Source organism: Microseira wollei NIES-4236 (genome assembly GCF_020521235.1).
Lineage (GTDB): Bacteria > Cyanobacteriota > Cyanobacteriia > Cyanobacteriales > Aerosakkonemataceae > Microseira > Microseira wollei.
On the sequence record NZ_BLAY01000168.1, the window covers coordinates 1 to 22,840 of the forward strand.

General features: G+C 46.6%; 28 protein-coding genes and 1 pseudogene. 12 read left to right on the forward strand and 17 right to left on the reverse strand.

Annotation, left to right across the window (positions count from 1 at the left end):
• Positions 1–144: 144 nt before the first annotated feature.
• Positions 145–351 (reverse strand): annotated as a pseudogene (locus MiSe_RS37600) (helix-turn-helix domain-containing protein); the annotation flags it as partial.
• A 423-nt stretch (positions 352–774) separates the two neighbouring features.
• On the opposite strand from MiSe_RS37600, the gene MiSe_RS37605 reads away from it, so the two are divergent.
• Positions 775–1,548, forward strand: coding sequence for a DUF1350 family protein (locus MiSe_RS37605; protein ID WP_226590170.1), 774 nt, complete (start codon positions 775–777; stop codon positions 1,546–1,548).
• Here the strand turns inward: MiSe_RS37605 and MiSe_RS37610 are convergent.
• Entirely contained in the window at positions 1,503–1,898 is a 396-nt protein-coding gene (locus tag MiSe_RS37610; protein ID WP_264196795.1) for an ATP-binding protein, read from the reverse strand. The two genes, MiSe_RS37605 and MiSe_RS37610, sit on opposite strands and share 46 nt — an antisense overlap.
• Before the next feature lie 17 nt (positions 1,899–1,915).
• Positions 1,916–2,098, reverse strand: a complete 183-nt coding sequence (locus MiSe_RS37615; protein ID WP_226590176.1) for a hypothetical protein — start codon at positions 2,096–2,098, stop codon at positions 1,916–1,918.
• A 94-nt stretch (positions 2,099–2,192) separates the two neighbouring features.
• On the opposite strand from MiSe_RS37615, the gene MiSe_RS37620 reads away from it, so the two are divergent.
• Complete coding sequence (locus MiSe_RS37620) at positions 2,193–3,329, forward strand: PP2C family protein-serine/threonine phosphatase (RefSeq protein WP_226590179.1); 1,137 nt, start codon at positions 2,193–2,195, stop codon at positions 3,327–3,329.
• A 7-nt stretch (positions 3,330–3,336) separates the two neighbouring features.
• Here the strand turns inward: MiSe_RS37620 and MiSe_RS37625 are convergent, their stop codons facing one another.
• The 3 genes from MiSe_RS37625 to MiSe_RS37635 all read right to left on the reverse strand — a co-directional run bounded on the left by MiSe_RS37625 (position 3,337) and on the right by MiSe_RS37635 (position 4,761).
• The gene (locus MiSe_RS37625; protein WP_226590182.1) at positions 3,337–3,672 is read right to left on the reverse strand and encodes an STAS domain-containing protein; all 336 of its coding nucleotides are present in this window, start codon (positions 3,670–3,672) and stop codon (positions 3,337–3,339) included.
• Between the two features lie 85 nt (positions 3,673–3,757).
• Positions 3,758–4,408, reverse strand: a complete 651-nt coding sequence (locus MiSe_RS37630) for a helix-turn-helix domain-containing protein (RefSeq protein WP_226590187.1) — start codon at positions 4,406–4,408, stop codon at positions 3,758–3,760.
• An 89-nt stretch (positions 4,409–4,497) separates the two neighbouring features.
• Entirely contained in the window at positions 4,498–4,761 is a 264-nt protein-coding gene (locus MiSe_RS37635; RefSeq protein ID WP_226590191.1) for a ParB N-terminal domain-containing protein, read from the reverse strand.
• Here MiSe_RS37635 and MiSe_RS51480 point away from each other — a divergent pair, their 5' ends adjacent.
• Both MiSe_RS51480 and MiSe_RS37640 read left to right on the forward strand, forming a co-directional pair.
• Positions 4,762–4,890, forward strand: a complete 129-nt coding sequence (locus MiSe_RS51480) for a hypothetical protein (RefSeq protein ID WP_264196796.1) — start codon at positions 4,762–4,764, stop codon at positions 4,888–4,890.
• Between the two features lie 47 nt (positions 4,891–4,937).
• Positions 4,938–6,656: a SpoIID/LytB domain-containing protein gene (locus MiSe_RS37640; protein WP_226590195.1), complete on the forward strand. Its 1,719-nt coding sequence runs from the start codon at positions 4,938–4,940 to the stop codon at positions 6,654–6,656.
• A gap of 260 nt (positions 6,657–6,916) precedes the next feature.
• Here MiSe_RS37640 and MiSe_RS37645 read toward each other — a convergent pair whose 3' ends face one another.
• Positions 6,917–7,216, reverse strand: a complete 300-nt coding sequence (locus MiSe_RS37645; RefSeq protein WP_226590199.1) for a ferredoxin — start codon at positions 7,214–7,216, stop codon at positions 6,917–6,919.
• 306 nt (positions 7,217–7,522) lie between these two features.
• Here MiSe_RS37645 and MiSe_RS37650 point away from each other — a divergent pair, with 306 nt between their 5' ends.
• The 4 genes from MiSe_RS37650 (at position 7,523) to MiSe_RS37665 (ending at position 10,825) form a co-directional block, all read left to right on the forward strand.
• On the forward strand, positions 7,523–8,527 hold the full coding sequence (locus tag MiSe_RS37650) for a Gfo/Idh/MocA family protein (RefSeq protein ID WP_226590202.1): 1,005 nt from the start codon (positions 7,523–7,525) through the stop codon (positions 8,525–8,527).
• Between the two features lie 40 nt (positions 8,528–8,567).
• Entirely contained in the window at positions 8,568–10,124 is a 1,557-nt protein-coding gene (locus MiSe_RS37655; protein WP_226590204.1) for a dolichyl-phosphate-mannose--protein mannosyltransferase, read from the forward strand.
• An 85-nt stretch (positions 10,125–10,209) separates the two neighbouring features.
• Positions 10,210–10,368 carry a hypothetical protein gene (locus MiSe_RS37660; RefSeq protein ID WP_226590209.1) on the forward strand — a complete coding sequence of 53 codons (159 nt, stop codon included), beginning with the start codon at positions 10,210–10,212 and terminating at the stop codon, positions 10,366–10,368.
• A 238-nt stretch (positions 10,369–10,606) separates the two neighbouring features.
• Positions 10,607–10,825 (forward strand): hypothetical protein, encoded by a 219-nt coding sequence (locus tag MiSe_RS37665; RefSeq protein ID WP_226590211.1) that lies wholly within the window; start codon positions 10,607–10,609, stop codon positions 10,823–10,825.
• A gap of 110 nt (positions 10,826–10,935) precedes the next feature.
• Here MiSe_RS37665 and MiSe_RS37670 read toward each other — a convergent pair whose 3' ends face one another.
• Positions 10,936–12,249, reverse strand: coding sequence for a pentapeptide repeat-containing protein (locus MiSe_RS37670; protein ID WP_226590213.1), 1,314 nt, complete (start codon positions 12,247–12,249; stop codon positions 10,936–10,938).
• A gap of 418 nt (positions 12,250–12,667) precedes the next feature.
• Between MiSe_RS37670 and MiSe_RS37675 the strand changes: the two genes are divergently transcribed.
• Entirely contained in the window at positions 12,668–13,057 is a 390-nt protein-coding gene (locus MiSe_RS37675; RefSeq protein ID WP_226590215.1) for a hypothetical protein, read from the forward strand.
• Positions 13,058–13,095: 38 nt separating this feature from the next.
• Here MiSe_RS37675 and MiSe_RS37680 read toward each other — a convergent pair whose 3' ends face one another.
• Entirely contained in the window at positions 13,096–13,971 is an 876-nt protein-coding gene (locus MiSe_RS37680) for an aldo/keto reductase (RefSeq protein ID WP_226590217.1), read from the reverse strand.
• 46 nt (positions 13,972–14,017) lie between these two features.
• A complete protein-coding gene (locus tag MiSe_RS37685; protein WP_226590218.1) occupies positions 14,018–14,305 on the reverse strand; it encodes a TIGR02450 family Trp-rich protein in 288 nt (95 codons plus the stop codon).
• A gap of 88 nt (positions 14,306–14,393) precedes the next feature.
• On the opposite strand from MiSe_RS37685, the gene MiSe_RS37690 reads away from it, so the two are divergent.
• Positions 14,394–14,603 carry a hypothetical protein gene (locus MiSe_RS37690; RefSeq protein WP_226590219.1) on the forward strand — a complete coding sequence of 70 codons (210 nt, stop codon included), beginning with the start codon at positions 14,394–14,396 and terminating at the stop codon, positions 14,601–14,603.
• Between the two features lie 160 nt (positions 14,604–14,763).
• On the opposite strand, the gene petD is transcribed toward MiSe_RS37690, so the two are convergent.
• Positions 14,764–15,246 (reverse strand): cytochrome b6-f complex subunit IV, encoded by a 483-nt coding sequence (gene petD / locus MiSe_RS37695; RefSeq protein ID WP_226590221.1) that lies wholly within the window; start codon positions 15,244–15,246, stop codon positions 14,764–14,766.
• Positions 15,247–15,391: 145 nt separating this feature from the next.
• Positions 15,392–16,039: a cytochrome b6 gene (petB, locus tag MiSe_RS37700; protein ID WP_226590222.1), complete on the reverse strand. Its 648-nt coding sequence runs from the start codon at positions 16,037–16,039 to the stop codon at positions 15,392–15,394.
• Between the two features lie 526 nt (positions 16,040–16,565).
• On the opposite strand from petB, the gene ctpA reads away from it, so the two are divergent.
• A complete protein-coding gene (gene ctpA, locus MiSe_RS37705) occupies positions 16,566–17,801 on the forward strand; it encodes a carboxyl-terminal processing protease CtpA (protein ID WP_226590244.1) in 1,236 nt (411 codons plus the stop codon).
• A gap of 55 nt (positions 17,802–17,856) precedes the next feature.
• Here the strand turns inward: ctpA and MiSe_RS37710 are convergent, their stop codons facing one another.
• The 5 genes from MiSe_RS37710 to MiSe_RS37730 all read right to left on the reverse strand — a co-directional run bounded on the left by MiSe_RS37710 (position 17,857) and on the right by MiSe_RS37730 (position 22,516).
• Positions 17,857–18,651 (reverse strand): calcium-binding protein, encoded by a 795-nt coding sequence (locus tag MiSe_RS37710; RefSeq protein WP_226590223.1) that lies wholly within the window; start codon positions 18,649–18,651, stop codon positions 17,857–17,859.
• Positions 18,652–18,684: 33 nt separating this feature from the next.
• Entirely contained in the window at positions 18,685–19,065 is a 381-nt protein-coding gene (locus MiSe_RS37715; RefSeq protein WP_226590226.1) for a histidine kinase, read from the reverse strand.
• Between the two features lie 511 nt (positions 19,066–19,576).
• A complete protein-coding gene (locus MiSe_RS37720) occupies positions 19,577–20,014 on the reverse strand; it encodes a KTSC domain-containing protein (RefSeq protein ID WP_226590230.1) in 438 nt (145 codons plus the stop codon).
• Positions 20,015–20,093: 79 nt separating this feature from the next.
• The gene (locus tag MiSe_RS37725; RefSeq protein ID WP_226590233.1) at positions 20,094–21,170 is read right to left on the reverse strand and encodes a hypothetical protein; all 1,077 of its coding nucleotides are present in this window, start codon (positions 21,168–21,170) and stop codon (positions 20,094–20,096) included.
• A gap of 359 nt (positions 21,171–21,529) precedes the next feature.
• Positions 21,530–22,516, reverse strand: a complete 987-nt coding sequence (locus MiSe_RS37730) for a coiled-coil domain-containing protein (RefSeq protein ID WP_226590236.1) — start codon at positions 22,514–22,516, stop codon at positions 21,530–21,532.
• Between the two features lie 109 nt (positions 22,517–22,625).
• On the opposite strand from MiSe_RS37730, the gene MiSe_RS37735 reads away from it, so the two are divergent.
• A partial coding sequence (locus MiSe_RS37735) for a hypothetical protein (RefSeq protein ID WP_226590239.1) occupies positions 22,626–22,840 on the forward strand: 215 nt, incomplete at its 3' end.

Consider the following 22,840-nt stretch of genomic DNA (forward strand, 5'->3'; position numbering starts at 1 on the left):
GATTCATTACTTACTACCAATGTGACCAGACTCCAATGAGTCTTTTACTTGGGGACATCGGGACAGAAACCGAAGGGAGAGACGGCTCTCCACTCAATTTGTGATGGTTATTTAACCATCTAACACGCGACTTCTACATCGCACTTGACTATAATAGTCGGGATTTTCCCGTAATTCTGGAAGATGACAAACAAGAGGACATGCGTTGACAGGGCAACAATTCTGTTCGTACCAATTAAACCTATCTGCCAACAAATAATTATATTGCTCCCAAAGCATAGACAACCATCTGTCTATTTCTATGACTTGCTCTTTTGTTGGACGCAATTTGTATTGGTAAGCTGCCCGCACTTGTCTATCACCTCCTTATGTATTTGCTATTATATGTGGGTACAAAAATGAAAGCCCAATGGTTCAAAATGCGAATAAGTCAACGCAGACTTGATAAGTTACGTCTATACGCTGCGTATAGTGACAAAACAATGACTCAAGTAGTTGAAGAACTGATTGACTCGTTGAAGACGCCGGAAATTGACAAAAACTCAACTGCCCCAAGCCAAGTCAATCCAGAGGCTTGATGCGGTTAAGGGGCGTTTCGTTTTTGTCTGGTGATTCATCCCACACTGCGCTACGGGTCAGATGTGGGGCTTCTCACGGTTAAAGCTAATTTCGGGAACATGGGAAAAATTTTGAGCTGTGCAACGCCCCTAGTCCTCGCCTGTCCCCACTCCCACTGATTAATATAAAGAAGTGTAAACAACTCTGGCGCTTGGCATGGACTGGCAAGAAATCTCCGGCAACTGGGTATTAATTCCCCCCCGCCCCCTTGCGATCGTACATTTTTTGGGGGGTGCTTTCGTCGCCACGGCACCCCATCTTACTTATCGCATGTTATTAGAAGACTTGGGACGTAAAGGTTATTTAGTCGTGGCGACGCCGTTTGTGAATACGCTCGATCATGCTGCGATCGCTAGATCGGTACTTTACAGTTTCGAGGACACCCTAGAAACTTTACAGGCAAACTCCCTACTGCGACGCCGCTATCTTCCCATTTACGGCATGGGACACAGCATGGGCTGCAAATTGCACTTACTGATTGGTAGCCTATTTTCAGTCGAAAGAGCCGGTAATATCCTAATTTCCTTCAATAACTACGCCGCCCGCGAAGCCATTCCCTTAGTCGATCAGTTTAATCTGTCTTCTACCTTTAACGTTGAGTTTACTCCTTCCCCACACAAAACCAATGCGATCGTCGCCCAGAGTTACCAAGTGCGGCGCAATCTGTTGATTCAATTCAAAAACGATACCATCGACCAAACCGATGCCCTAACAGCATTGCTGCAAAACCGCTTTGGCGATATGGTGAGTGCTGTAAGACTGCCGGGAAACCATCTGACGCCCTTGGGGCAAGATGTCCGCTGGCAAGTCGGTCAAGTTTTTACCCCTTGGGATGCCCTGGGACAGTGGTTCAAGCAAGAGGTATACCGGGAACTCAATCAGCTTCAATCTGCTATTTTCCGCTGGATCGATCCGTTTTCACCCCGATAAGATTTCATCATCAACAAACAATTGCGGTTATCGCCAGTACGGGTATAACTGAAATCATCGGTTGTCTTCTGGATTAGTTGCAATCCCCGCCCTCCACCCGTCTGGTTATCCTCAGACTTCGGTATATTCTCCAGATGCTGCTTTAAATCAAACCCAGCCCCGCCATCCCAAATTCGCATTTCTATAGTATCGTCGGCTATGGTCACTTCCACATCGATGGGAACGTCTTTTGATTTATCTTTGTGGGCGTGACGCACCGCATTCGTAAAACCTTCTGCTAGAGCGAGTTCGCAGCGCAACCAGATTGGTCTGGGGATTTGCGGTTCGTACAACTGAGCAAACCACGACAAGATCTCAGCTAAAGCATTTAGATCTGTTTTAACTTGTAAATTATTTTTTCGGGGAAGCGACAATTTTCCAAACCATTAAATTCAATCAAATTAGGAGTCGCAACCGCAATCAACGCGATCGCATCCCAGCCATCATTAATATATGATAAAGGAAATTCAGCCCAAGGTGCGATTGATTCGCCCAAGAAAGCCAGCGCCACTCCCTGGATAAAGCTTTATTCCTCCAGTACCGAGGTTCACCGATATCTTTGAGCTAATGCTTAAATAATAAGGAACTGGTAGTGCCTTGATTCCATGTTTCAAATTCTGGTAGTTGATGATGACCCGTCTGTCCGGCTAGTGCTGACAAGACTGCTCAAAAAACAAGGTTATGCAGTCACCGTGGCGAGTGATGGGGAAGAAGGTTTGGCGAAGGCACAACAGTTACATCCAGCACTGATTATTTGTGACTGGATGATGCCCAAAATGAATGGAATCGAAGTCTGCCGCCGGGTGAAAGCCGATCCGGAGTTATCGACGACGTTCTTTATTTTACTGACTTCCCTGGATTCGGTGCAGGATCGCGTCAAGGGGTTGGATGCGGGTGCGGATGATTTTATCTCTAAACCGATCGAGATCAACGAGTTGACGGCAAGGGTACGCGCTGGACTGCGCTTGCACCAACTCAGCCACGATTTGCAAACCCAAAAGCAAATTTTAGAGGCAGAATGGGCGGAAGCGGCTGAGTACGTGCGATCGCTCCTCCCAGATCCAATGGCGACGCCAGTGTCGATCGAGGCGCGGTTTATTCCCTCCAGGCGGCTAGGGGGCGATTGTTTTGATTATTTCTGGCTGGATGAGGATTGTTTGGCAATTTATCTGCTCGATACCGCCGGACATGGCTTAAGAGCCACCCTGCCTTCGATTTCTGTGGTTAACTTACTGCGAAGTCGGGCAATTCCCCATCTCAACTACTATCAACCCAGCCAGGTTCTCAGCGCTTTAAATCAAACGTTCCAGATGAGTTACCAAAATGACAAGTACTTTACTATCTGGTACGGAGTGTATAACCAACGCCAGCGCCAACTAACTTATGCTAGCGCCGGTCATCCCCCAGCCGTGTTGCTGTCGGGAACGCCAGGGTCGATAGCTCAGGTGCAACGCCTGAAAACTCCTGGCGTACCCATTGGTATGTTCCCAGATGTCCGATTTACCAACAATCTCTGCCAGATCGAGGCTTGCAGCACCCTCTATATTTTCAGCGATGGATTTTACGAAATTCATCAACCGGACGGTGCTGTTTGGGGGCTGGATGCTTTCATCGAGCTGCTTAAGGAGTGTAAAAACGGCAAGGAAAGCAATCTAGACCGAGTTATGTGCAAGGTTCAATCTGTCAATTCTAAAGATGTTTTTGATGACGATCTGTCTATTTTAGAAATTGGTTTCGATTAGTTGTTAACTAATCAATCTCCTTGTTTGATTTCATCGCCTTCTTAAACTCCTCCCGGTTGGCAAAAATTTCAAATACGCGATCCATGCTGGTGAGTTCAAACAACATTCTAATTTGGTCGTTGAGCGAGCATACGAAAAGCTGCCCCCCAGCCGCACGCACTGTTTTGAGGGATAACACTACAGCCCCTAGTCCAGAACTATCCATAAAGCTAACATCCTGGAAATCCAATAATACAAGATTGGCTCCATTATCAACTAGCTTGCTAATTTCTTGCCGAAATTGACTGCCTTTGGGACCGTCAAAAACACCATCGGGTTGAATAATTTTAACAACAGCACTCATACTTATTTGAGAGTTTCGCTCTGACTTAAAACAATTTAGCAAACTATCCTAGCTAGGGTACAACAAATTTCGCCTCAATTTAGCCTTAATCGCCACGGGGTGCAAGACTAACTTTGGCCCGAAATAGGAGTCGGTCACCGTGTCGGTAGCCAGTGTAGCGCACTTTGACGCGATCGCCCGCTACAGCCGTTCCTTCCATTAGTTGATGCACCTGCGGATCGTATTCTATTTCGGCGCCTACGGTTGCGATCGCTTCTACCCCCCACTGTTGCAGCAGTTGTTCCACCGGACGCAGCAACGGCAGCAATTTTACCGCCGCTAGTTGGGGATTTTGCCCCGCCGCATAAGCAGCGGTAGGCCATTGCAGCAACCAAGATTCTAAAACTTGCAGGCTCTCCCGTTGAAACTCCTGCATTAATGACTCTCGCTGCTGTTTTAGTTGCGCTTGCAGGCGTTCGTACTCCTGCTGCAACGCTAACGATGGTTCCTCTGACTCAGCTCCCCAATTCAATTCTACTGTAGAAAAATTTGACCATAACTCGCTGACTGGCACTTCTAGCGCCTGAGACAACTTGATCAGGTCTTCTGAGCGCATTTGGGATATCTCTCCCGTCCGGATGCGCTTTAATTGCCGCTGGGATACGCCACAAGAGCGACTGAGGGCCCTAAAACTGGAAATCCCCACCCTTTGCATCAACTGCTGCAACTGATGGGTGTAATCTTGGGTCTGGGGCATAGGGAATTTTAGATTTTAGATTTTAGATTTTAGATTGGGTAATCGGTAATGGGTTTTTTCCGCTTGACCCATGACCGATTAACTATTCCCTAAGCTAAATGCATTCGCAGAACTGAGCGGGGCGCTTTACGGACTCTGCAAAGGATGGTTTCTTTACCCAAGCGCTGGCAGGCTTCAAACCTATGACAGCCAGAAAAGCCGTAATACTCTCCGTCTACTTCTAACACGTCGATCGGTTCTTGCTGACCAATTTCTTGAATCGATTCCATCAATGCCGCTACTTTAGCTTGATCGTTTTCTCGATACAAGGGGCGGCGAATCTGCGATAGGGGAATTTCTTGTACTTTAGCCATATGACTTCTGTTGCTTTACTCTTACCTTTTAATCATACTCGTTATGAGTTTGATTTGCCACCAGACCAAAACAGCAAAACCCGGTTTCTTGGTCAATCTCTGGTTCCCTTTCCCAAGGATTTGGCGTAGAAACCGGGAACTTGCGCGTAAGTGCGGCAAAGGATGGAATAACTGATATGGTTTCGAGTACGATGTTTGATCGAACTGCGATCGCGCCAGAACAGCCCATGCAGATAACTAACGTTCCCCAGCAGAAATTGACGCCAAAGCCGCGTTCTACCGGGAAAAGGCTCCGATGGGACAAGGGGTTGGTACTGACCGCTTTGTGTTTGCTAGGACTGGCGGCAGATGCTGGCAAGGCGAATGCGAATGAGGATGTGGAACTTCAAGTCGGGATAGTGCAGCGGTTTGGGGAAAAACCAGACGATGAGCTAACCTTGGAAGCGACACCGGGCGATCGCTTGACATTGCGCTTCCTTGCTGGTAATCTGCAACCGCAAACTGTTTCGGTGGATAAGGTGAAGCTGGAAATCGCGATGCAACCGCTACCCGAACCCCTGTTAGAAGAGCGAGTTGTGATCAGCGTCCACCCAAACTTCGAGACGGCGGAAGATTATGCCCAAGAGTGGCGTGCAAAAGGAATTGAAACCGAAGTTGCTCAACCAGAGCGCTGGCAGGTTTGGGCAAAACGGGATGTTTACAACACTCCATTATTGAGACGGTTGCTGTTGCAAAGTTTACAAGCAAAGGGCTGGAAAACAGCACATATAGAGACGCAAGTTGTGGAAAAAGTGCCCAGGGTATCCTGGATGGCGAACGGCTTTCGCTTCACCCGCGCTCAATTGGAAATCGTTGCTGCGGGTAAAAATACGATCCAGGTGTCCCAAGGAAAAAACAAGCGTCCCAGTCGTTTGTTCGTCGGACCGTTGAATATTCAGCCGAATGCCTACGGCAATTTTACCTTGGTGAATCGCGTTGGGTTAGAAACTTATCTGCGGGGTGTGGTTCCCAACGAAATTGGCGCAGCGGCGCCAACTGCGGCATTGGAAGCACAAGCAGTAATTGCGCGGACTTATGCGCTGCGAAACTTGCGCCGGTTTGCCATTGATGGCTATCAACTTTGTGCTGACGTTCACTGCCAAGTTTATTATGGACTCAGCGGCGCAACGCCCACTACCGATCGAGCGATCGATTCTACAAAAGGCTTGGTATTGACTTACAATAACGAGCTGGTGGATGCGTTATATTCTTCCACCACGGGCGGCGTTACGGCTCCTTTTAGCGATGTTTGGAATGGCGAAGATCGACCTTATTTGATCCCCGTAGTCGATGCGGTGGGCAATATTTGGGATTTGTCAAGCAATAGTTTAGCGTCCGAGGAAAACTTCCGACGATTTATCAGCTTGGAAAAAGGCTTTAATGAAGAACGCTGGGAGATGTTTCGCTGGCGTAAAGAAGCCAGCCTGACAGTTTTGACGAATCATTTGCGAAAATATCTGGAAAATCGCAAGCATCCGCTGGCGAATCTTACTGCTATTCGAGGAATGCAGATTGTTGAGCGATCGCCAGCGGGACGGATTCAGAAAATGGTGGTGCAAACCGATAAAGGCAATCTTGAACTTAGCAAAGAAGAAGTTCGCAGCGCTTTGTTACCCCCGCGCAGTACATTTTTTTATGTAGAACCAGTTAAAAAATACAACGCGCTGTGGGGTTACGCCTTTATCGGGGGTGGCTTTGGACATGGGGTTGGTTTGAGTCAAACAGGTGCGTATAAGTTAGCCGAACTCGGTTGGTCAAGCGAGCGAATTCTTAACTTTTACTATCCTGGGACTCAACTGGTTCCCCTGAACAATTCGATTGTTTTTTGGCAGAATCCATCCGCCGAAAAGAAATAGAAAAGGTGAGGGAGATCGGGGAAAAACTTTTTCCCCATCTTCCCCATCTTTATAGCGGATTGCAGCCGTATGAGGTACGGCGAAAGTTTGTCAAGCGCGCAGCATTAATGCTGCGCGCTTGACAAACAAAGCCGAAGGGCTGTACCTCACTCGTTTGAACTCTGCTGTCAAGGTTCTCAGGGGAGTTTCAAGTTAGTGAATTGTCTCGCGCAAGGGCACTCACTACTAGCAACTCCCCTGAAGAATTTCGCTCGAAGCTTTTAGTAGAGATCTTCTTCTTTGTGGGTCATAATGGTGCAATCAGATTTGGGATAAGCCACGCAGGTTAAAACGTAGCCAGCTTCAATTTGATCGTCATCCAAGAAAGATTGGTCGGATTGGTCAATTTCACCGCTGACAATTTTGCCAGCGCAAGTCGAGCAAGCGCCTGCGCGACAAGAGAAAGGCAGGTCGAGTCCTTTTTCTTCCGCTGCGTCGAGAATATACTCGTCATCTTTTACTGTAATGGTCTCATTTAGACCTTCGGCTTCGTTGATTAATGTGACTTTGTAAGCAGGCATTGGCTCTCCTCTTATGTGTTCTTAACAGCCGTATAAGTTTTCCTTAAGCAGCGGTGTTCGCCCAAATCGATTTCGGCGCTGCGTTCAGGTTTGCTTCACATTCTGATACTAAAGGAAAACATCATAGTTTTTATACTTATTTGCCAATTTGGTTGAATGGGATTCGCAATCAATTTTCTTAATTTCATCTTAATTACTTATACTTATGGAAAACAGCTAGCGATAAGGGTTCGGGGAGCTGACCCATAATTCTGGGGCTAGAGGTACGAATGGGCGTAACAAAAAATAGAGAACATATGGTGTAAAATGAGTGGTTTAACTAATTATATTGATGGCAAAATGCCCTTAAAAGTCGGTTTGGTAGGGACTGGATATGCAGCGAAACTAAGGGCCCAAACTTTTCAATCAGATCCCCGCAGCGATCTGGTAGCGATCGCCGGACATACCCCCGAAAAAACCCAGGAATTCGCTCAAACCTACCAAGCTTTGGCGCTAGACTCTTGGCAGGAGTTGGTAGAACGTCCGGATCTAGATTTGGTGGTAATTTGTACAATTAATCGGGATCACGCTGCGATCGCTCGCGCCGCCTTGACGGCGGGTAAGCATGTCGTTGTAGAATATCCCCTCGCCCTGGAACCAAAAGCAGCAGAGGAAGCGATCGCCCTGGCACAAGCGCAGGGTAAACTGTTGCACGTGGAACACATCGAACTGTTGGGGGGAGTCCACCAAGCACTGCGCCAGTCGATCGGGGAAATTGGTACGGCATTTTATGCACGCTACTGTACGATCAATCCCCAACACCCCGCCCCGCGCAAGTGGACTTACAACCCAGTATTATTCGGTTTTCCCCTTAGCGCTGCGCTTTCCCGCTTGCACCGACTCGTCGATCTATTTGGGGAAGTCGTCAGCGCTAGCACTCAAGCGCGTTTTTGGCAAGACGATCCAGAATTTTACAGCGCCTGTCTTTGTACAACTCGGTTACGTTTCAGTAGCGGTTTAATTGGGGAAGTAATCTACGGTAAGGGAAAAACTTTCTTCCAGGCGGAACGCAAATTTGAAGTCCAAGGGGAACAGGGTACGCTAATATTTGATGGCGAAGAGGGCAAGTTAGTCCGGGGAGAGACAACGGCACCGATCGAAGTGGGAAGTCGGCGGGGTTTGTTTGCCAAGGATACCAAGATGGTACTAGACCATTTACTGGAAGGCACTCCCCTATATGTCACCCCAGCAGAAAGTTTGTATACGCTCAAAGTAGCAGATGCTGCTCGTGAGTCGGCAGAAACGGGTCAAACGGTTTACCTTAAAAATTGATAGAACCCGTACTGAGGACTAAAGTCCTCACTACTAACCTATGAATTTGTTGAAAAAGCCAGATCGTTCGTCTTTTCCTTGGTTTACCGTCGGTATGGCGGGGGTGTTGCTGCTATCGTTCGGTTTGCATTTTTGGGGGCTAGACCGATTTAACACTTTGGTGTTTGATGAGGTTTATTACGTTAAGTATGCTAATAACTATTTAACCCGGACGCCTTTTTTTGATGCCCATCCGCCTTTGGGGAAGTATGCGATCGCTCTCGCCATTTGGATTGGCAGTCACTTTCAATCCCCACAAGATGCAGTCAATAATCTAGGGGGTGTGCCGTTTTCTCCCTGGACTTACCGTTGGTTAAATGCGCTTGTGGGTTCGCTGCTGCCTTTTGTGGTGGGTGCGATCGCATATCATATCAGTCACCGTCGTAGTTACGCCCTTATTGCTGCTTTATTCACCACCTTAGATGGTTTATTTCTCGTCGAATCCCGCTATGCTTTAATTAATATTTATCTAGTTTTTTTTGGCTTGTTAGGTCAGTGGTTTTTCCTCCTGGCATTAGAACATCAAAATCCTTGGCGTTGGGTTTGGTTAGCCCTATCTGGTCTTGGTTTTGGAGCCTGTATTTCAGTTAAGTGGAACGGGTTGGGATTTTTAGTCGGAATTTATCTAATTTGGATTTGTGCGAAGGTAATGCAGTGGATGGGAAGAGACATCAAAAACTCACCCCTTCTTTGCCAAAATTTAACCCAAATTAAATTCTATCATTTATTGGCAAATTTGGCTATTCTTCCCGCGATACTTTACTACTTAGTTTGGATTCCCCACTTACAAATAAATACAAAAACGGGATTTTGGGGACTGCACAAACAAATTTTAGGATTTCATCAAGGACTGGGAAGCGGAGCGAGCGTTCATCCTTACTGTTCCAGTTGGTATACTTGGCCTTTGATGCTGCGTCCGATGAGTTATTTTTACGAAACGGCGCGCAATACAACCGAACCCGTTCCATCTTTTGGCCCGCCTTTACCCGCAGGGGCTGGTAAAGTTATTTACGATATTCATGCAATGGGAAATCCATTTTTATGGTGGTTATCAACGGCTGCAATTGTTTTATTGCTAATCCAACTGGCTAGCCACATTTGGTTATTTGCAAGTAGGAATACAGAGCCTATATCTCGTTCCCAGTCATCTCGTTCCCAGGTTCGTACATCTCGTTCCCAGGTTCAACCTGGGAACGATTTCCTAGAGGATCTGCCTCGGCATTTTACTGGTATAATACTGGGAATCAAGCAGTCACCCAAATTGTGGCTTGCGCTGTATTTAATGTTGAACTATGCGGCTAACTTTCTGCCTTGGATTAAGGTAACGCGCTGTACTTTTATCTATCTTTATATGCCAGCAGCGATCTTTGCATTTTTGACCATTGCATGGCTAGTAGAACGGTGGCTTTATAGTTGCTATATTGAGTTTCGGTTTCTGGGATTTACGGTGATTTTTATAATTTTATTAGCCTTTGTATTTTGGCTGCCAGTATATTTGGGTTTGCCTTTATCTCCCGCAGCTTTTCAATTGCGAATGTGGCTGCGTTCTTGGTATTAATAACTCAAGTTGTTAGCAAAATAAAACTTGTGGCTAATGGCTAATTGCTAATTGCTAATTGCTAATGGCTAATGGCTAATGGCTAATGTCAGCACGACCTGGCGATCGCCTTTGTTTCTTTCAGGACTTACGCAAAGAAACAAAGGTGATACAAAAAATCCTTGGTTTGGTTGCCAGAGATATGCCTCCGGCACGCTACGCGAACAACGGTAGAAACCGGGTTTCTGGCAACGCCCTTGCGTAAGTCCTGTCTTGGTATATTTCTTGTTTCCAAATCAACGATTTTTCAGAGAAACAAAGGTGCTTTGCTTGTGTTGGGTTTCATTCTTCAACCCAAGCTACGTATATTATAAGTGATTAAGCGGATATGATATAATGGCTAATGTCAGTAAAAATCCGATATTAACGTAAGTTGCTAGTTATAAGTTGTGAAATTGGTAATGGGTAATTGGTAATGGGTAATTGGTAATTGGATTAATATAATGTCCGCTGGCATCGGTAGCTCCACGTCGGGGCGGGTTTATTTATTATTGGCGCTGCTAGCAATTATGTCTCGTAAAACCCGCCCCTGCAACATCAAAAACACTTGCATAACCATTGCTACCGGACATCATATAAAAGGCAGTCTACTCTTGACAATTACCCATTACCCCAGTCAAAAACCGGGTTTCTTTGGCGTCAGAAACCCGGTTTATGAGTAGATTTCTCCCTGTCAAACCCACGATTTTTCAGAGAAAGCGGGTTTATTTGCCAAGGGATGTAACTAGCAACTTTAGTAATTAGCAATTAGCAATTAGCAATTAGCACTGTATTATCTGCCTAATTTATTGGGAATGCCTTCGCACCCGCCTGGTATAGTGGCTCTTGTTTTAGTACCGCCCCAGGCGCAACAATAGTAACGCTGTTCTTCTGATAACCGCTGGACGCCTGTGAAGTCGGCGTTTTCTACGACTGCGCCGGTATGCACGCCCGTGGTAAAATCGGGAAGTTCGGTGCGACTGCGGGGGGTGGCGGTTTCGGCTTTACCGTAGAAGAAGCGAGTGGCTTTTAAATCTGCGTAGGCGAGTTTCGCATCGTAGAGTATTGTACGGGCGAGGTTGGCTTTTACGAGGTCGCATTTAGTCAGATTTGCTCTGACTAGATTGGCGTCGCTTAAATCTGTCCAGCGCAGGTCGGTATAAGACATATCCGCACCTGCTAACATTACTCCCAAGTCGATGACGCGCACGCCATATTCTCGGTCCTCTTCGTATCCGCCATAACCGTTAAAAATTGGGCGTCCTAAAAGTTGGTCGCGCTTGATGGGTGTGAGCAATTTAGACTGGGATAAAAAGCGGATAATTTTGGCTTTTCCTTCTGAGTCTACGCTGCTGAGTAGGGCGGCGGTGCGTCCTTCTGCGATCGCTCTCTCTTGAGGCCAATCTTCTAAAAATCCTTGTTGATCTAATGCTAGATCGGAAACGCCTTGAAAGTATGCGTCGATTGTTTGTTGTTGGGTAATTCTATTTTGCTGGATCGTCAGGTCTTTGGATATAACGTACTGTCGCCACGCAATGTAAACGGCGAGGATGGCGATCAATATTTGCCCTACCGCACCCGTCCATTCTGCCAGAGATCCGACTGCTTCCCAATTAAATTGACTACCCCACCGGATCAGTTGTTTGTAAACTCCAAATATTTTCAACAATCCCGCCAGCGCAAACAATACTCCCACGGTGGCGATGAAGAGCGTTCGCTCGGTGGTGCTTACTCCATTTAACCAGTTTTCGATCTCAGGCCAAAGCACTCGCAACGAGATCAGCAGCGCTATAATCGACCCCGATGAAGTCAGCCAGAAGTTATTCGAGATTAACCCAAATAGTATGATAGCGATCGCCACCAGGGTTACCAACGCCGCCGCGCGAGGCGCAACATAGGAACCTGGGTAGCGTTGTTTGACTATAGTTCCAGATTGAATTTCCCTCGATATTTGTCCCTCTTGTTCGTTTGTCGCCATAGTCGCTGTCAAAGATTGACCGTGAGCTGCGCTGTCTGTTGTTGCACCATTGTTAGTGGTATCTGCACTTTCTGACGACAATTCTGCTTCTGTGGGGTTAGGGTTGCGAGAATTTTGTTCTGTTGTCATGTTCTAGCTTTCCCAGGCTGTTGCAAAAATAATCCACATTTTAGCTACACTCTACACCACGAACAATTTTTGGCTTTGAGCTAGGGTTTCTATCTGCCATAAAATTGCCTATGGGACGCAATTCAATTTCTCTGGCGCTTGTTGCGGTTTTGGCTGTGGTTATTTTAGTTTCGGTTCAGAATGCTTTAAAAATCGAGCTTATATGGGCGCACCTTTTTCCATTCTAAATATATAGTATACCAAATAATCAAATTAGTCAAGCGGGTTGCAGAAACCCGGTTTTTTAGAAAAACCGGGTTTGTAGCGATCGCTGCACCCGTGGGGGGAGGAAAATCGCAAATATTTGTAATTTTTTTTCCCGTCTAAGCGATCTAGTAGTTTAATATTCGGCAGATATCTATCGGGGGAGGGAAGCCAAATGGAGTCCGGACATTACGAATTTAGCAGTTCGCAAAACGGTCTGATTAAGGATCTGGCGGATAAAATGCGGTTTGTTAGCTTTTTCCTGATTGGTTTGGGTGTTCTTGCTACTATCGAGGGGGTAGCGGCTTTGACAAAAGACGGCTTCGGTAATATTGTCTATGGCACGATTCAAATTATCATTGGCCTCTGGACTCAAAAGGCAGCGTTTTCTTTTCAGCGAATTGTAGATACTCAAGGCAACGATATCGAGAACTTGATGGGGGCATTGGGGGAAATGAGAAAACTTTATACCCTGCAATACTGGCTCTACATTATCGCTTTATTTTTTGTAGCGATCGCACTTGTAGTAGGTATATTCCTTGGCATTGCTTCCGTTAGCAGGTAAGCGATCAAAGTTGTTCTTTTAGATCGGTTTTCCAATCCCTACCCCAAAGAAGAAGTTGCGCGATCGATTGTTGCTACTTCTTCGGAGGATAATTTCACATCAACTGCACGCACCGAGTCTGCAATACTGGAAATTTTACTAGCACCGGGAATAGGCACGATGCAGGGTGATTTTGCCATCAACCATGCGAGTACTATACTATATATCGACACGCCTTTTTCTTGAGCGAGTTGAGCGATTTCGGGAATATCTTTTAAAGAACCGACGCGGCGACTACCACCCAACGGACTCCAAGGCAGAAATGTTAGTTTTTCCCGTTGGCAATACTTTAGCACGCCGTCTAATTCTGGCAGGCGATACCAAGGATTGTACTGATTTTGCACCGAAACAATTTCTACTACATCCCGCGCCCGCTTAATTTGTTCTACGGAAAAGTTAGACACTCCTACAAACCGGATTAAACCTTCTTTTACTGCTTCTTTTGCGGGTGCGAGGGATGCTTCTATCGAATATTCTGGATCGGGGGCGTGATACTGCCAAACATCGATCGGTTTCTCACCGCCAAGCGCCTCGAAACTTTCTCGAATTGTCTTTCTTAAATGGTCGGGATTGCCATTGCGCGTCCACGCACCGTTAGGGCGCATCAAACCACCTTTGGTAGCGACGATGACATTGCTAACATCGCCGTATTGTTGCAGCGCTTTGCGGATCAGTTTTTCATTGTGGTGCTTATCCGACTCATCTTGGCAGTAAGAGTCTGCCGTATCGATCAGGGTAACACCAAGGTCTAGGGCGCGATGGATCGTGGCTATCGCTTGTGTTTCCTCTGGTCTGCTGCTGACGGACATCGGCATTCCACCGAGAGCGATCGCGCTAATATTTACACCAGTATTTCCCAATTGTTTTGTTTCCATTAGTTATTAGCAATCAGTTGGTTAATTAAACACCCGTATATAAGCTTTATTGCAGTATTTGATATGCGTCATCTTCCCCTAGGAGGATGTCTTTTTCATCATTTTGTTGTTCCTCTAAAGATTTCCAACCTGCTTGCCACATCGAGGGGTCTTTTAGCGCTTTTGCATTGAGCCAAAAGCGGACATGGGGGTCGCAGGAAGCCACCATTTCTGCAAATACCATATCGCCTTGATTTTGGCGATTAACTACCTGAAAATGGCGCCATCCCCAAGTTTTTTGCTTTGCCGTCCATTTTGACCCAACTAGATGGGGAAACTTTGGTTTTTTTGGCATTTTTTCACCTCTAATCTGCCCCAAGATAGTGTGTGCCGCTCGCCAGACAATTTTAGGCTGAGATATGTAGTCACTCCTGGAAATAATTATGACTGGCGAAGCACCCAAACAGCCTGCTTTCAAAGAAAATGTTAATCCACCTACCGGAACCGAGGATATAGTAGACCCCAGAGATCTTGTCCGTACCAGCGGTATCCCGGAAAATCCAGAGGAAGTTATTAGCAATCCTGCTGTTGCGCCTCAAATGCCTGACGACATTCTGAGAGATTTGCGGGGAGATTTGAGCAAAGAAGCGTAATTTGGTAATGGGTAATTGCTAATTGCTAATTGCTAATTGCAAGTAGGCGGCAAAAGCATTTTCCTATTCCCGATTACCTCTTAACAAATTGACGCATGCTGGCGTCTTTTAACAAACGCAAAAAAGCAACAGCAGGCGTCAATTTTAAAGTTTTTTAGCTTTAGAACAAACCCAGGGTCAAGGATTTGTCAATTGGGAAAGTAGCACCGATACCCAGCCACAGCGTGACCACAGTGCCAAAAAGAAATACCGCCATTGCAACAGGACGACGGAAAGGATTTTGGAACTTATTAACGCCTTCAATGAAAGGAACGATAATCAGACCCAGGGGTACAGATCCCATTAATACAACGCCCAGCAGTTTGTTTGGAACGGTACGCAGGATTTGAAAAACAGGCCACAGATACCATTCTGGCAGGATTTCCAGTGGCGTTGCGAAGGGATTAGAAGCTTCTCCCACTGGTGCTGGATCGAGAACGGCTAGACCAATTATTAAAGCCATCGACCCCATAATTACAACGGGGAAGATATACAGCAGGTCGTTGGGCCATGCGGGTTCGCCGTAGTAGTTATGACCCATTCCCTTAGCAAGTTTGGCACGTAAGACTGGATCTGCCAAATCTGGTTTTTTGATTGTCGCCATGATTGAGAGTGTTCTCCTTAGAAGTGAGAAAGGTTTGAGGTTTGGTAGAGGCGGGTAATACCTGCCCATCTATGCCACGATCAACAGTTTATTTAAACCCGCCCCCGTCTGCTGACTATTCGCTGTTTTATATCAAGCGCCGTACTTACAACGGACCGGAAATGCCTTGCTTGCGAATCATCAAGAAGTGCAGCAGCATGAACACGGCGATTAGCCAGGGTAAAACAAAAGTGTGGGCGCTGTAGTAGCGGGTCAAGGTTGCTTGACCGACGCTGGAACCGCCGCGCAGCAAGTCTGCCATCAAGGTGCCAACGACTGGAATCGCTTCGGGTACGCCGCTAACGATCTTTACCGCCCAGTATCCCAATTGATCCCAAGGCAGGGAGTATCCGGTTACACCAAAAGAAACGGTGATTACTGCTAGGATGACGCCAGTTACCCAAGTCAGTTCGCGAGGCTTTTTGAAACCGCCGGTTAAATAAACCCGGAAGATGTGCAGAATCATCATCAACACCATCATGCTGGCAGACCAGCGGTGGATGGAGCGAATTAGCCAGCCGAAGTTAACTTCGGTCATGATGTACTGCACTGAGGAGAAGGCTTCGGTGACGGTTGGCTTGTAGTAGAACGTCATCGCAAATCCAGTCGCGAACTGGACTATAAAGCACACCAGGGTGATGCCGCCCAGGCAGTAAAAGATATTGACGTGGGGTGGAACGTACTTGCTGGTGACGTCATCGGCAAGTGCCTGAATCTCCAAGCGTTCCTCAAACCAATCGTAAACGTTTGCCATAAAGCCAGAATTCCTAAAGGATGTATTGCTGTTGTGGGGTTTCCCGCTTAGAGAAGGCGGTGGGGGTGACGGGTTTCCCGATCCTACCTGTGGACTTCGGAGTCTTCTTGTCCACAGGCGTTAATTCGGAGGTAACCCGTCCTACTCAAAAGTTAGTCAAACTTGTCCGATAAAGCTTGGTTTTAGCTCCTGCTTGGACAATTTTGCCGAATTATAGCCGAAAATCTGACTATAATTCCCTCTCTTAGCTTTCCTGAACTGGTTCCTGACTCTTATTTCTCAGATGCCAATTGCAGATGATGCCGACTGAGAGGTGTTGAACGCGCCATTCTACAACTTGTATCAGATAGATGAGACGGGTTGCGTTCGATCTTCTATTAAAAAAAGTAACATAGTCCGCAAGAGGTTTTCCGTTGAATTTACAGATCGCTGGGTTTGCCCCAAGTTGGCAACCCAGGCTGAAATTTGGCAGGATTGGTCAAACTATCTGATTAGTGGCGGTCGAATGAAGTATAAGCTTTGTGACATGCAAAATCGCTTTTTACGGGTTGGGATTTCTGCTATCCTTTTGGTTATTTTGGCTTTGGGCGGGTGGGCATCCCCTGCTGCGGCTTTGAGTGAGGAGCAAAGGCTTTTAGCAGAAGTATGGAGAATTGTCAATCACTCTTATGTGGATGATACGTTCAACCATCAAAATTGGTGGCATTTGCGAGAGAAGCTGATCAAGCAACCGCTGAAAAATCGAGAGCAAACTTATGGGGCGATCGCGCAAATGCTATCGAGCTTAGACGATCCCTTTACGCGACACCTGAAACCGGATCAATATCGCAGTTTACAGGTTTCGACTTCTGGAGAACTAACTGGAGTGGGATTGCAAATTGCCTTGGATGAAAAAACAGGCGAGTTGGAAGTGGTAGCGCCGATTGCGGGTTCTCCAGCGGAACAAGCAGGGATACAACCGCGGGATCGCATCAAAGAAATAGACGGCTTTTCGACAGCGCAACTCACCTTGGATGAAGCTGCTGCGAGGATGCGCGGGCCGCGCGGCACTAGCGTCAGCCTTACTTTAGCACGGGATGGGGAACAGATCAGAGAAGTGCGTTTGGTGCGCGATCGCATCGCGCTTAACCCAGTCCTCGCCGAACTGCATTCCGAACCCGGAGACGCGAAAGTCGGCTATATTCGCCTCAATCAATTTAGCGCCAACGCTCCCGCCGAGTTAGCCCAGGCCGTAGCGCGCTTAGAGCAACAAGGTGCCGATTCATACATTCTCGACCTGCGAAACAATCCCGGTGGTTTGTTGCAGGCAGGAATTGAAATTGCTCGCCTGTGGTTAGATGAAGGTACGATTGTTTACACCGTTAACCGACAAGGGGTTATGGGCAGCTTTGAAGCCAGCAAAGAGGCGCTAACCCGCGATCCTTTGGTGGTTTTAGTTAACCGGGGAACCGCCAGCGCCAGCGAAATTCTTGCCGGTGCTTTGCAAGATAACCATCGCGCTCAATTGGTGGGTGAAAAAACTTTTGGTAAAGGCTTAATCCAGTCTTTATTTGACTTATCAGATGGTTCTGGATTAGCAGTAACCGTTGCCAAGTACGAAACTCCCAACCACCACGATATTAACAAGTTGGGGATTATGCCAGACCAAGTTGTAAACTTAGATCCAATTAAGCGAGATCAAATTGGCACAGAGGCAGACCGACAATATCAAGCAGCGGTTAAACTGTTGACGAACCCGTCAATTGTTGCCCATGCTGGGTAGATAATCGCAAATAGGAATTCAGAAACCCGGTTTTTTGGAAAAACCGGGTTTCTGGTTAACCAAGTAAGTTATCTGCCGTAATGAAACTATTGACGAGATCGATAAGAGAAATATTCATCACTGCGCCTAAATAACCACCATTAGCGATGCGAATAAAAGTGCCGTCTAATCGACCATTTCCGTCAGGATCGAACAGTTGAGGCAGTGCTGATGCTGTATTTGCGATTGTAGTTCCACCGACTGAAGAACCTTGCCTTCTAAATTCATCGGCAGTGACGCTGAAGCGTTCTAAAGCAATGTCAACCAGGGTGAGTCCGCCTGTAATTCCAATTTGATCGATGCCTAGTTCAAAACCAGCGATTGCATCTGCTTCAAACTTGTTAGTTACAGAGGTATCTCTGCGGAGGACGAAAACATCGGCAGCGCCATCCCGTAGCAGGACGTTTGCATCTCCCAACAACAGATCTTGTCCCAAGTCACCAGATAAGATATCCCTACCGTTACCACCCGATAGAATATCATCATCTTTCCCCCCGCGCAGGATGTCGTTTCCATCACCTCCTTCCAGATAATCGATGCCGAGATTGCCGCTGAGAATGTCATTTCCGGCATTGCCAAAGAGATCGTCACCATCCTTGCCACCATAAATAATGTCGTTACCGCCGCCGCCGATTAGGGAATCGCTGCCTTGATTGCCAAAGATCAGTTCGCTGTCGGTCGATCCTTTTACGGTATCGTTGCCTTCCAGGGCAAATAAGCCTTCTGGATAGGGGGTGAGGAAGCCCGCAGTTAGGGTAAAATTATCCGAGGTTGGATTTAACAGATAGCGAGCGCCATCAGCACCTGCCATAGTTGTGTTCTCCTGGAACGTCGCCAAGCAACTTTAGCAGACTTCAGCGCCTGCGCGATCGCAGCCTTGCAATCCTACACTGGGATTGTGACGATATTCTTTCTGGGGAACCCAGACATTTATTTTGCGATCTTTTTGTGCGATCGCATAAATATATTCAACGCTGGGGTCATAATTTACACCCACGCGCAAGTTAGAAAAATCATCTTCGCAGATCTCGTAGCCAAACCTAACCACAATTTGAGCCACCAGGCAATCAGCTGTATAACCGTATTCTCCGTGGATTTCTCTTTCTTGCCAAAACTTTTCTAGAAACGGTTTGAGGATGGGCAAGATTTTGTTGGGGCTGCCATTCCTGCTAGCATAAACGATTACCGGATTTCCTTCTACAACGATGTGACAGGGCGTAGGCATTTTTGTTTAATAAACGGGTTTACCGATCCAGGGTACCGCTCTACGATGCACCTGGGGTAGGGGAAAAATACTATTTATCAAAAAAATTGAATACTCGTTTCCCACCGGAAGAATACCTATTTAACGAACCGCCAAGACGCCAAGAACGCCAAGAAAGAAGAGGGGAGATCTTCAGGGCGCTAAGGGAGTAACGGTAGGAGGAAGAGGGATAGGGAAGTGGGAGGCAGTTGTCTCCCACTTGGTTACCAGACTCAGCAGATAACGCAAGTAGGGGCGGGTTTAACCAGAAAAGAAACCGGGTTTCGACCACGATCTCTTTCCTTGTTCCACAATTTTTCACAGAAACCCGGTTTCTGTCGGTAAAACCCGCCCCTACCAGTTATAACCTTGGGCGTTGCTAATAGCTAATTGCTAATTGTGAGAGCTATATAATATCCTTCTATTAGCCATTAGCCATTAGCCATTAGCTATTAGCCCGCAACTTGAGTTAATAGCGTCTATTGTCTGAAAATCAATCAAGCCGACGGGAGCGATAGTTTCCTTTAATTTCCCTGTTGTAAAATCCTCCTGGAGAATTGGTTGAAAGCAGATCTTCCCAGGTTTCTTCATCCACACCTTCATACTCATAAACCGAGCCGTTTTTAAACTCAATTTGCAATAAGTGACGGTCTGGATCGTATCCGATGGAATTTGCCATTGTGGAGTGTACTGGTAGCATGGGGATTTCTGCTTGGACTCCCGGTAGTTGATAAAAGTCAATGGATGCAGCAAGTTCGGGAGAATCTGACGCTGCAATTTCATTCAGTTGTACGAGTCCTTCATAGGCGGCTTTCGGTGCGGGAATTTCGATTATATCCAGCCGATCGCCTCTGTCGATTGCTATTGCCAAATAATCGTCATTGTGACTAATAGCTAAAATGTTGCTGAGATCGAGTTTGTTGAATTGCATGTTAATTTATCCGATGTTTGCTAATTGCTAATTGCTAATTGCTAATGGTTAATTATTTACAAGCCATTAGCAATTAGCGTTACTTCAATTTGTTCTGATTTTTGGCTTGTTCTAGGGCAATTTCTTTCATGGCTTGGAAGGAACTGAGGTTGGACGATCCTTCGATTGCTTTCACCGCCAAATCTTGTACTTGTTTGAGGGCAGCATCGAGTTGTTTGGATAAATTTTGAATCCGGAAGTTTTGAGAGTCTATTGTTTCTTGAAGCGATTGAATTCGCAATTCGTAGTTGCGCTTGCTGCCTTCAATGTCTTTGGCAAGTAAATCGGCTTTTACTTTGGCTTGACCATAAGCAATGGCTTTGCCTTCTTCTTTGGTACGTTTAATTGCGGCTTCCAATTCTTTTGGCATTGCTTCAACTTTGGTTTTAAGTTCGGAAAATTGGGTTTCTCGTTCGCTTATTGCTTTTTCCCGTTCCGCCCATTGTTTTGCTTGATTTTTCTGGAATTCTTCCAATTCTTGATACAGTCGCTTTTTCTCTTGTTCGTATTCTTCATCTGACAATTTGCGTGACAAAGTCAAATCGTAACTGTATTCTTTGGTATCCCGTAAGCGCGTTTTGGCAAGGGTTTCGTTGCGTTCTTTGATGAAGCGGCGGTGTTCTTCTTGTTCTTTTTCCCACGCTTTTTTGGCAGTGGTTGTTGCTTGGTTAATTTCATCTGTGCGTTGGCGCAGTTCTTCGTTAAAGGTTTTGGAACTTTCTTCGTATTGTTGGATTAATGTGTCTAGGCTACCGTCGGTTACTTCTAAACTGTGCAGTGCTTGCAATTCTTGTCGTTCTTCGCTGACTTTTCGCTGCGCTTCTTGCAGTTTAAATGCTTCGAGGACGAGCTTTTCGGATAAGTCGCTGACTGCACCGCCAAAGTTGAGTTGCAGTTGGTTTAACCCGTCAATGATTGATTCCATTTTCTGTTGTTTTGTCACGGTTTTGATGATGACTTCGGTGCTGGGTTTGCTGTTGCCGTTGCGTGGACTGGTTTGGGTTTCTGGTTTTTGCATGATTTGTGCTTCCAATTCTTTCTTTTCTTTCATTAGTTCGTCGAAGGCGGTGAGAATTTCAGCCTTTGTACTTTTTTCGGTGGGTCGTTTGGTTGCCATAATGAGTTACCGCTCTTGTGTGATTTGAGACGTTTTGGTTTGGTCGGGAATTTTGTAGGTTGGGTTACTCACTTACCGCCAGAAGAATTTTTATTGAATGAACCGCGTTCGCGAAGCGTGCGCGCCAGCGCTTAGACGCGTTAGCGTTCGCGCAGCGGCGCGGATGCGCTCAGCGATTCAAGGGTAGCGAATTAGAACGCGAAGGAAGAGAAAAGAAGAAGTGAAGATAATCTTCTGGCGGAATAGGAGTAAGTAGAGGGAAACTGAAGCGATCTACTCGCCTCGCTCAAAGATCTTTTTAATGAACCGCAAAAGACCCAGAGGACGCAGAGGGAAGAGGTGGGGAGGGAGTAAGGTTTTTAGGAGCGATTTGGGGAGTTGCCGAAGGCGCGCATTGCTAGTTCTTGTGCTTGGCGTAATGCGGTTTGGAGTTGGGTTGTGATTTCGGAGATTTGTTCGGTTTGTTTTTGGATTTTGGTGTCTAGGGATTGGATTTGTAGTTCGTATCCTTGTTTGGTGGATTCCCATTCTTTTTCCACCAAGTCTGCTTTGATTTTGGCTTCTTGAGAGGCATCGCGAATGCCTTCTTCGCGAGCTTTTTTGATCGCTTCGCCCAGTTCGTTGGGAAATGCTGCGGTTTTGCGTTGGTATTCTTCCAATAATGTTTGATTTGCTGCCAGAGTTTGTTCTCGTTCTGTCCAGTTTTTCTGTTTGGTTTGGTTTGTTTCTTGGATGTCTCGTTCGATTTGCCGCTTGGTTTCTTCATATTCGTCTCTGGCTATTTTGCGCGATCGCTCGGTGTTGTATCCGTAATCTTCTTCCTGTTTTGTGCGATCGCTTTGTTGCAGTTCGTTGCTTTCGTTGGTGGTGAGGTCGAATTCTTGTTGTTCTCGTTGCCAGATTTTGCGGCTTTCGGCGATTTCTTTTTCTAAGGTTTCGCGATCGCTTGCAGATCGTTGTTCCAAAAAGCGCAGGTTTTCCTGATGTTCTTGGGTTAATAAGTACAGTGCATCGGCGACGACGCGGGTTTGTTGCAGTTCTTGCAGGTGTTGGTTTTCGGTGGCGATCGCGCGTTTGAGATCGTCTAATTTTGTCGTTTCTGTCGTCAACCGCGTCGAAAGTCCGGTAACAATGTTGCCAAATTCTAGTTGCAGATCCGCCAATCCCCGGACGATGCTATCTGCTGTGTATTGGGAAACTGTTTCTAATACGGTGCGGTTTTTCTCTTTTTCTGCTTCCTCTTCTTTGGTAGCAACTCGCGATGCAACCTTGCGCCGTTCTGCCAAGATCTGTTCAAATGCATCGAGAATCTTCGCCTTGCTATCTTTGGCGGCAAACTGGTTCATAACACACCTTTTGCTGCTAGAGTGGTATTAGGATGCCAACTGTAGTTGGCATTTCCTGGTTACTACTCTAACACGGGTTCTCTGCCTATGCAATACCCAGCGACAAGTTTTGCCAACTTTAGTTATCAAAGTTTTGAAGGCTTTGTGGGGTGGGCATCCTGCCCGCCCAGACACAATGGCTTTGTGGGGTGGGCATTCTGCCCGCCCAGACACAATGGCAGGCAAGATGCCTGCCCCACAAGATCAGTTGTGGGGTGGGCATCCTGCCCGCCCAGACACAATGGCAGGCAAGATGCCTGCCCCACAAGAGCAGTTGAGGGGTGG

Bases quoted from the DNA above. Each gene is read 5' to 3' on its own strand.
- petB (WP_226590222.1), bottom strand. From the start codon at position 16,039: ATGGCAAACGTTTACGATTGGTTTGAGGAACGCTTGGAGATTCAGGCA.
- MiSe_RS37660 (WP_226590209.1), top strand. From the start codon at position 10,210: ATGTCAGCACGACCTGGCGATCGCCTTTGTTTCTTTCAGGACTTACGC.
- petD (WP_226590221.1), bottom strand. From the start codon at position 15,246: ATGGCGACAATCAAAAAACCAGATTTGGCAGATCCAGTCTTACGTGCC.
- MiSe_RS37620 (WP_226590179.1), top strand. From the start codon at position 2,193: ATGTTTCAAATTCTGGTAGTTGATGATGACCCGTCTGTCCGGCTAGTG.
- MiSe_RS37720 (WP_226590230.1), bottom strand. From the start codon at position 20,014: ATGCAATTCAACAAACTCGATCTCAGCAACATTTTAGCTATTAGTCAC.
- MiSe_RS37690 (WP_226590219.1), top strand. From the start codon at position 14,394: ATGACTGGCGAAGCACCCAAACAGCCTGCTTTCAAAGAAAATGTTAAT.
- MiSe_RS37670 (WP_226590213.1), bottom strand. From the start codon at position 12,249: ATGACAACAGAACAAAATTCTCGCAACCCTAACCCCACAGAAGCAGAA.
- MiSe_RS37665 (WP_226590211.1), top strand. From the start codon at position 10,607: ATGTCCGCTGGCATCGGTAGCTCCACGTCGGGGCGGGTTTATTTATTA.
- MiSe_RS37675 (WP_226590215.1), top strand. From the start codon at position 12,668: ATGGAGTCCGGACATTACGAATTTAGCAGTTCGCAAAACGGTCTGATT.
- MiSe_RS37680 (WP_226590217.1), bottom strand. From the start codon at position 13,971: ATGGAAACAAAACAATTGGGAAATACTGGTGTAAATATTAGCGCGATC.
- MiSe_RS37630 (WP_226590187.1), bottom strand. From the start codon at position 4,408: ATGCCCCAGACCCAAGATTACACCCATCAGTTGCAGCAGTTGATGCAA.
- MiSe_RS37605 (WP_226590170.1), top strand. From the start codon at position 775: ATGGACTGGCAAGAAATCTCCGGCAACTGGGTATTAATTCCCCCCCGC.
- MiSe_RS37635 (WP_226590191.1), bottom strand. From the start codon at position 4,761: ATGGCTAAAGTACAAGAAATTCCCCTATCGCAGATTCGCCGCCCCTTG.
- MiSe_RS37725 (WP_226590233.1), bottom strand. From the start codon at position 21,170: ATGGCAACCAAACGACCCACCGAAAAAAGTACAAAGGCTGAAATTCTC.
- MiSe_RS37625 (WP_226590182.1), bottom strand. From the start codon at position 3,672: ATGAGTGCTGTTGTTAAAATTATTCAACCCGATGGTGTTTTTGACGGT.
- MiSe_RS37730 (WP_226590236.1), bottom strand. From the start codon at position 22,516: ATGAACCAGTTTGCCGCCAAAGATAGCAAGGCGAAGATTCTCGATGCA.
- ctpA (WP_226590244.1), top strand. From the start codon at position 16,566: ATGCAAAATCGCTTTTTACGGGTTGGGATTTCTGCTATCCTTTTGGTT.
- MiSe_RS37655 (WP_226590204.1), top strand. From the start codon at position 8,568: ATGAATTTGTTGAAAAAGCCAGATCGTTCGTCTTTTCCTTGGTTTACC.
- MiSe_RS37645 (WP_226590199.1), bottom strand. From the start codon at position 7,216: ATGCCTGCTTACAAAGTCACATTAATCAACGAAGCCGAAGGTCTAAAT.
- MiSe_RS37640 (WP_226590195.1), top strand. From the start codon at position 4,938: ATGGTTTCGAGTACGATGTTTGATCGAACTGCGATCGCGCCAGAACAG.
- MiSe_RS51480 (WP_264196796.1), top strand. From the start codon at position 4,762: ATGACTTCTGTTGCTTTACTCTTACCTTTTAATCATACTCGTTATGAG.
- MiSe_RS37710 (WP_226590223.1), bottom strand. From the start codon at position 18,651: ATGGCAGGTGCTGATGGCGCTCGCTATCTGTTAAATCCAACCTCGGAT.
- MiSe_RS37715 (WP_226590226.1), bottom strand. From the start codon at position 19,065: ATGCCTACGCCCTGTCACATCGTTGTAGAAGGAAATCCGGTAATCGTT.
- MiSe_RS37650 (WP_226590202.1), top strand. From the start codon at position 7,523: ATGAGTGGTTTAACTAATTATATTGATGGCAAAATGCCCTTAAAAGTC.
- MiSe_RS37685 (WP_226590218.1), bottom strand. From the start codon at position 14,305: ATGCCAAAAAAACCAAAGTTTCCCCATCTAGTTGGGTCAAAATGGACG.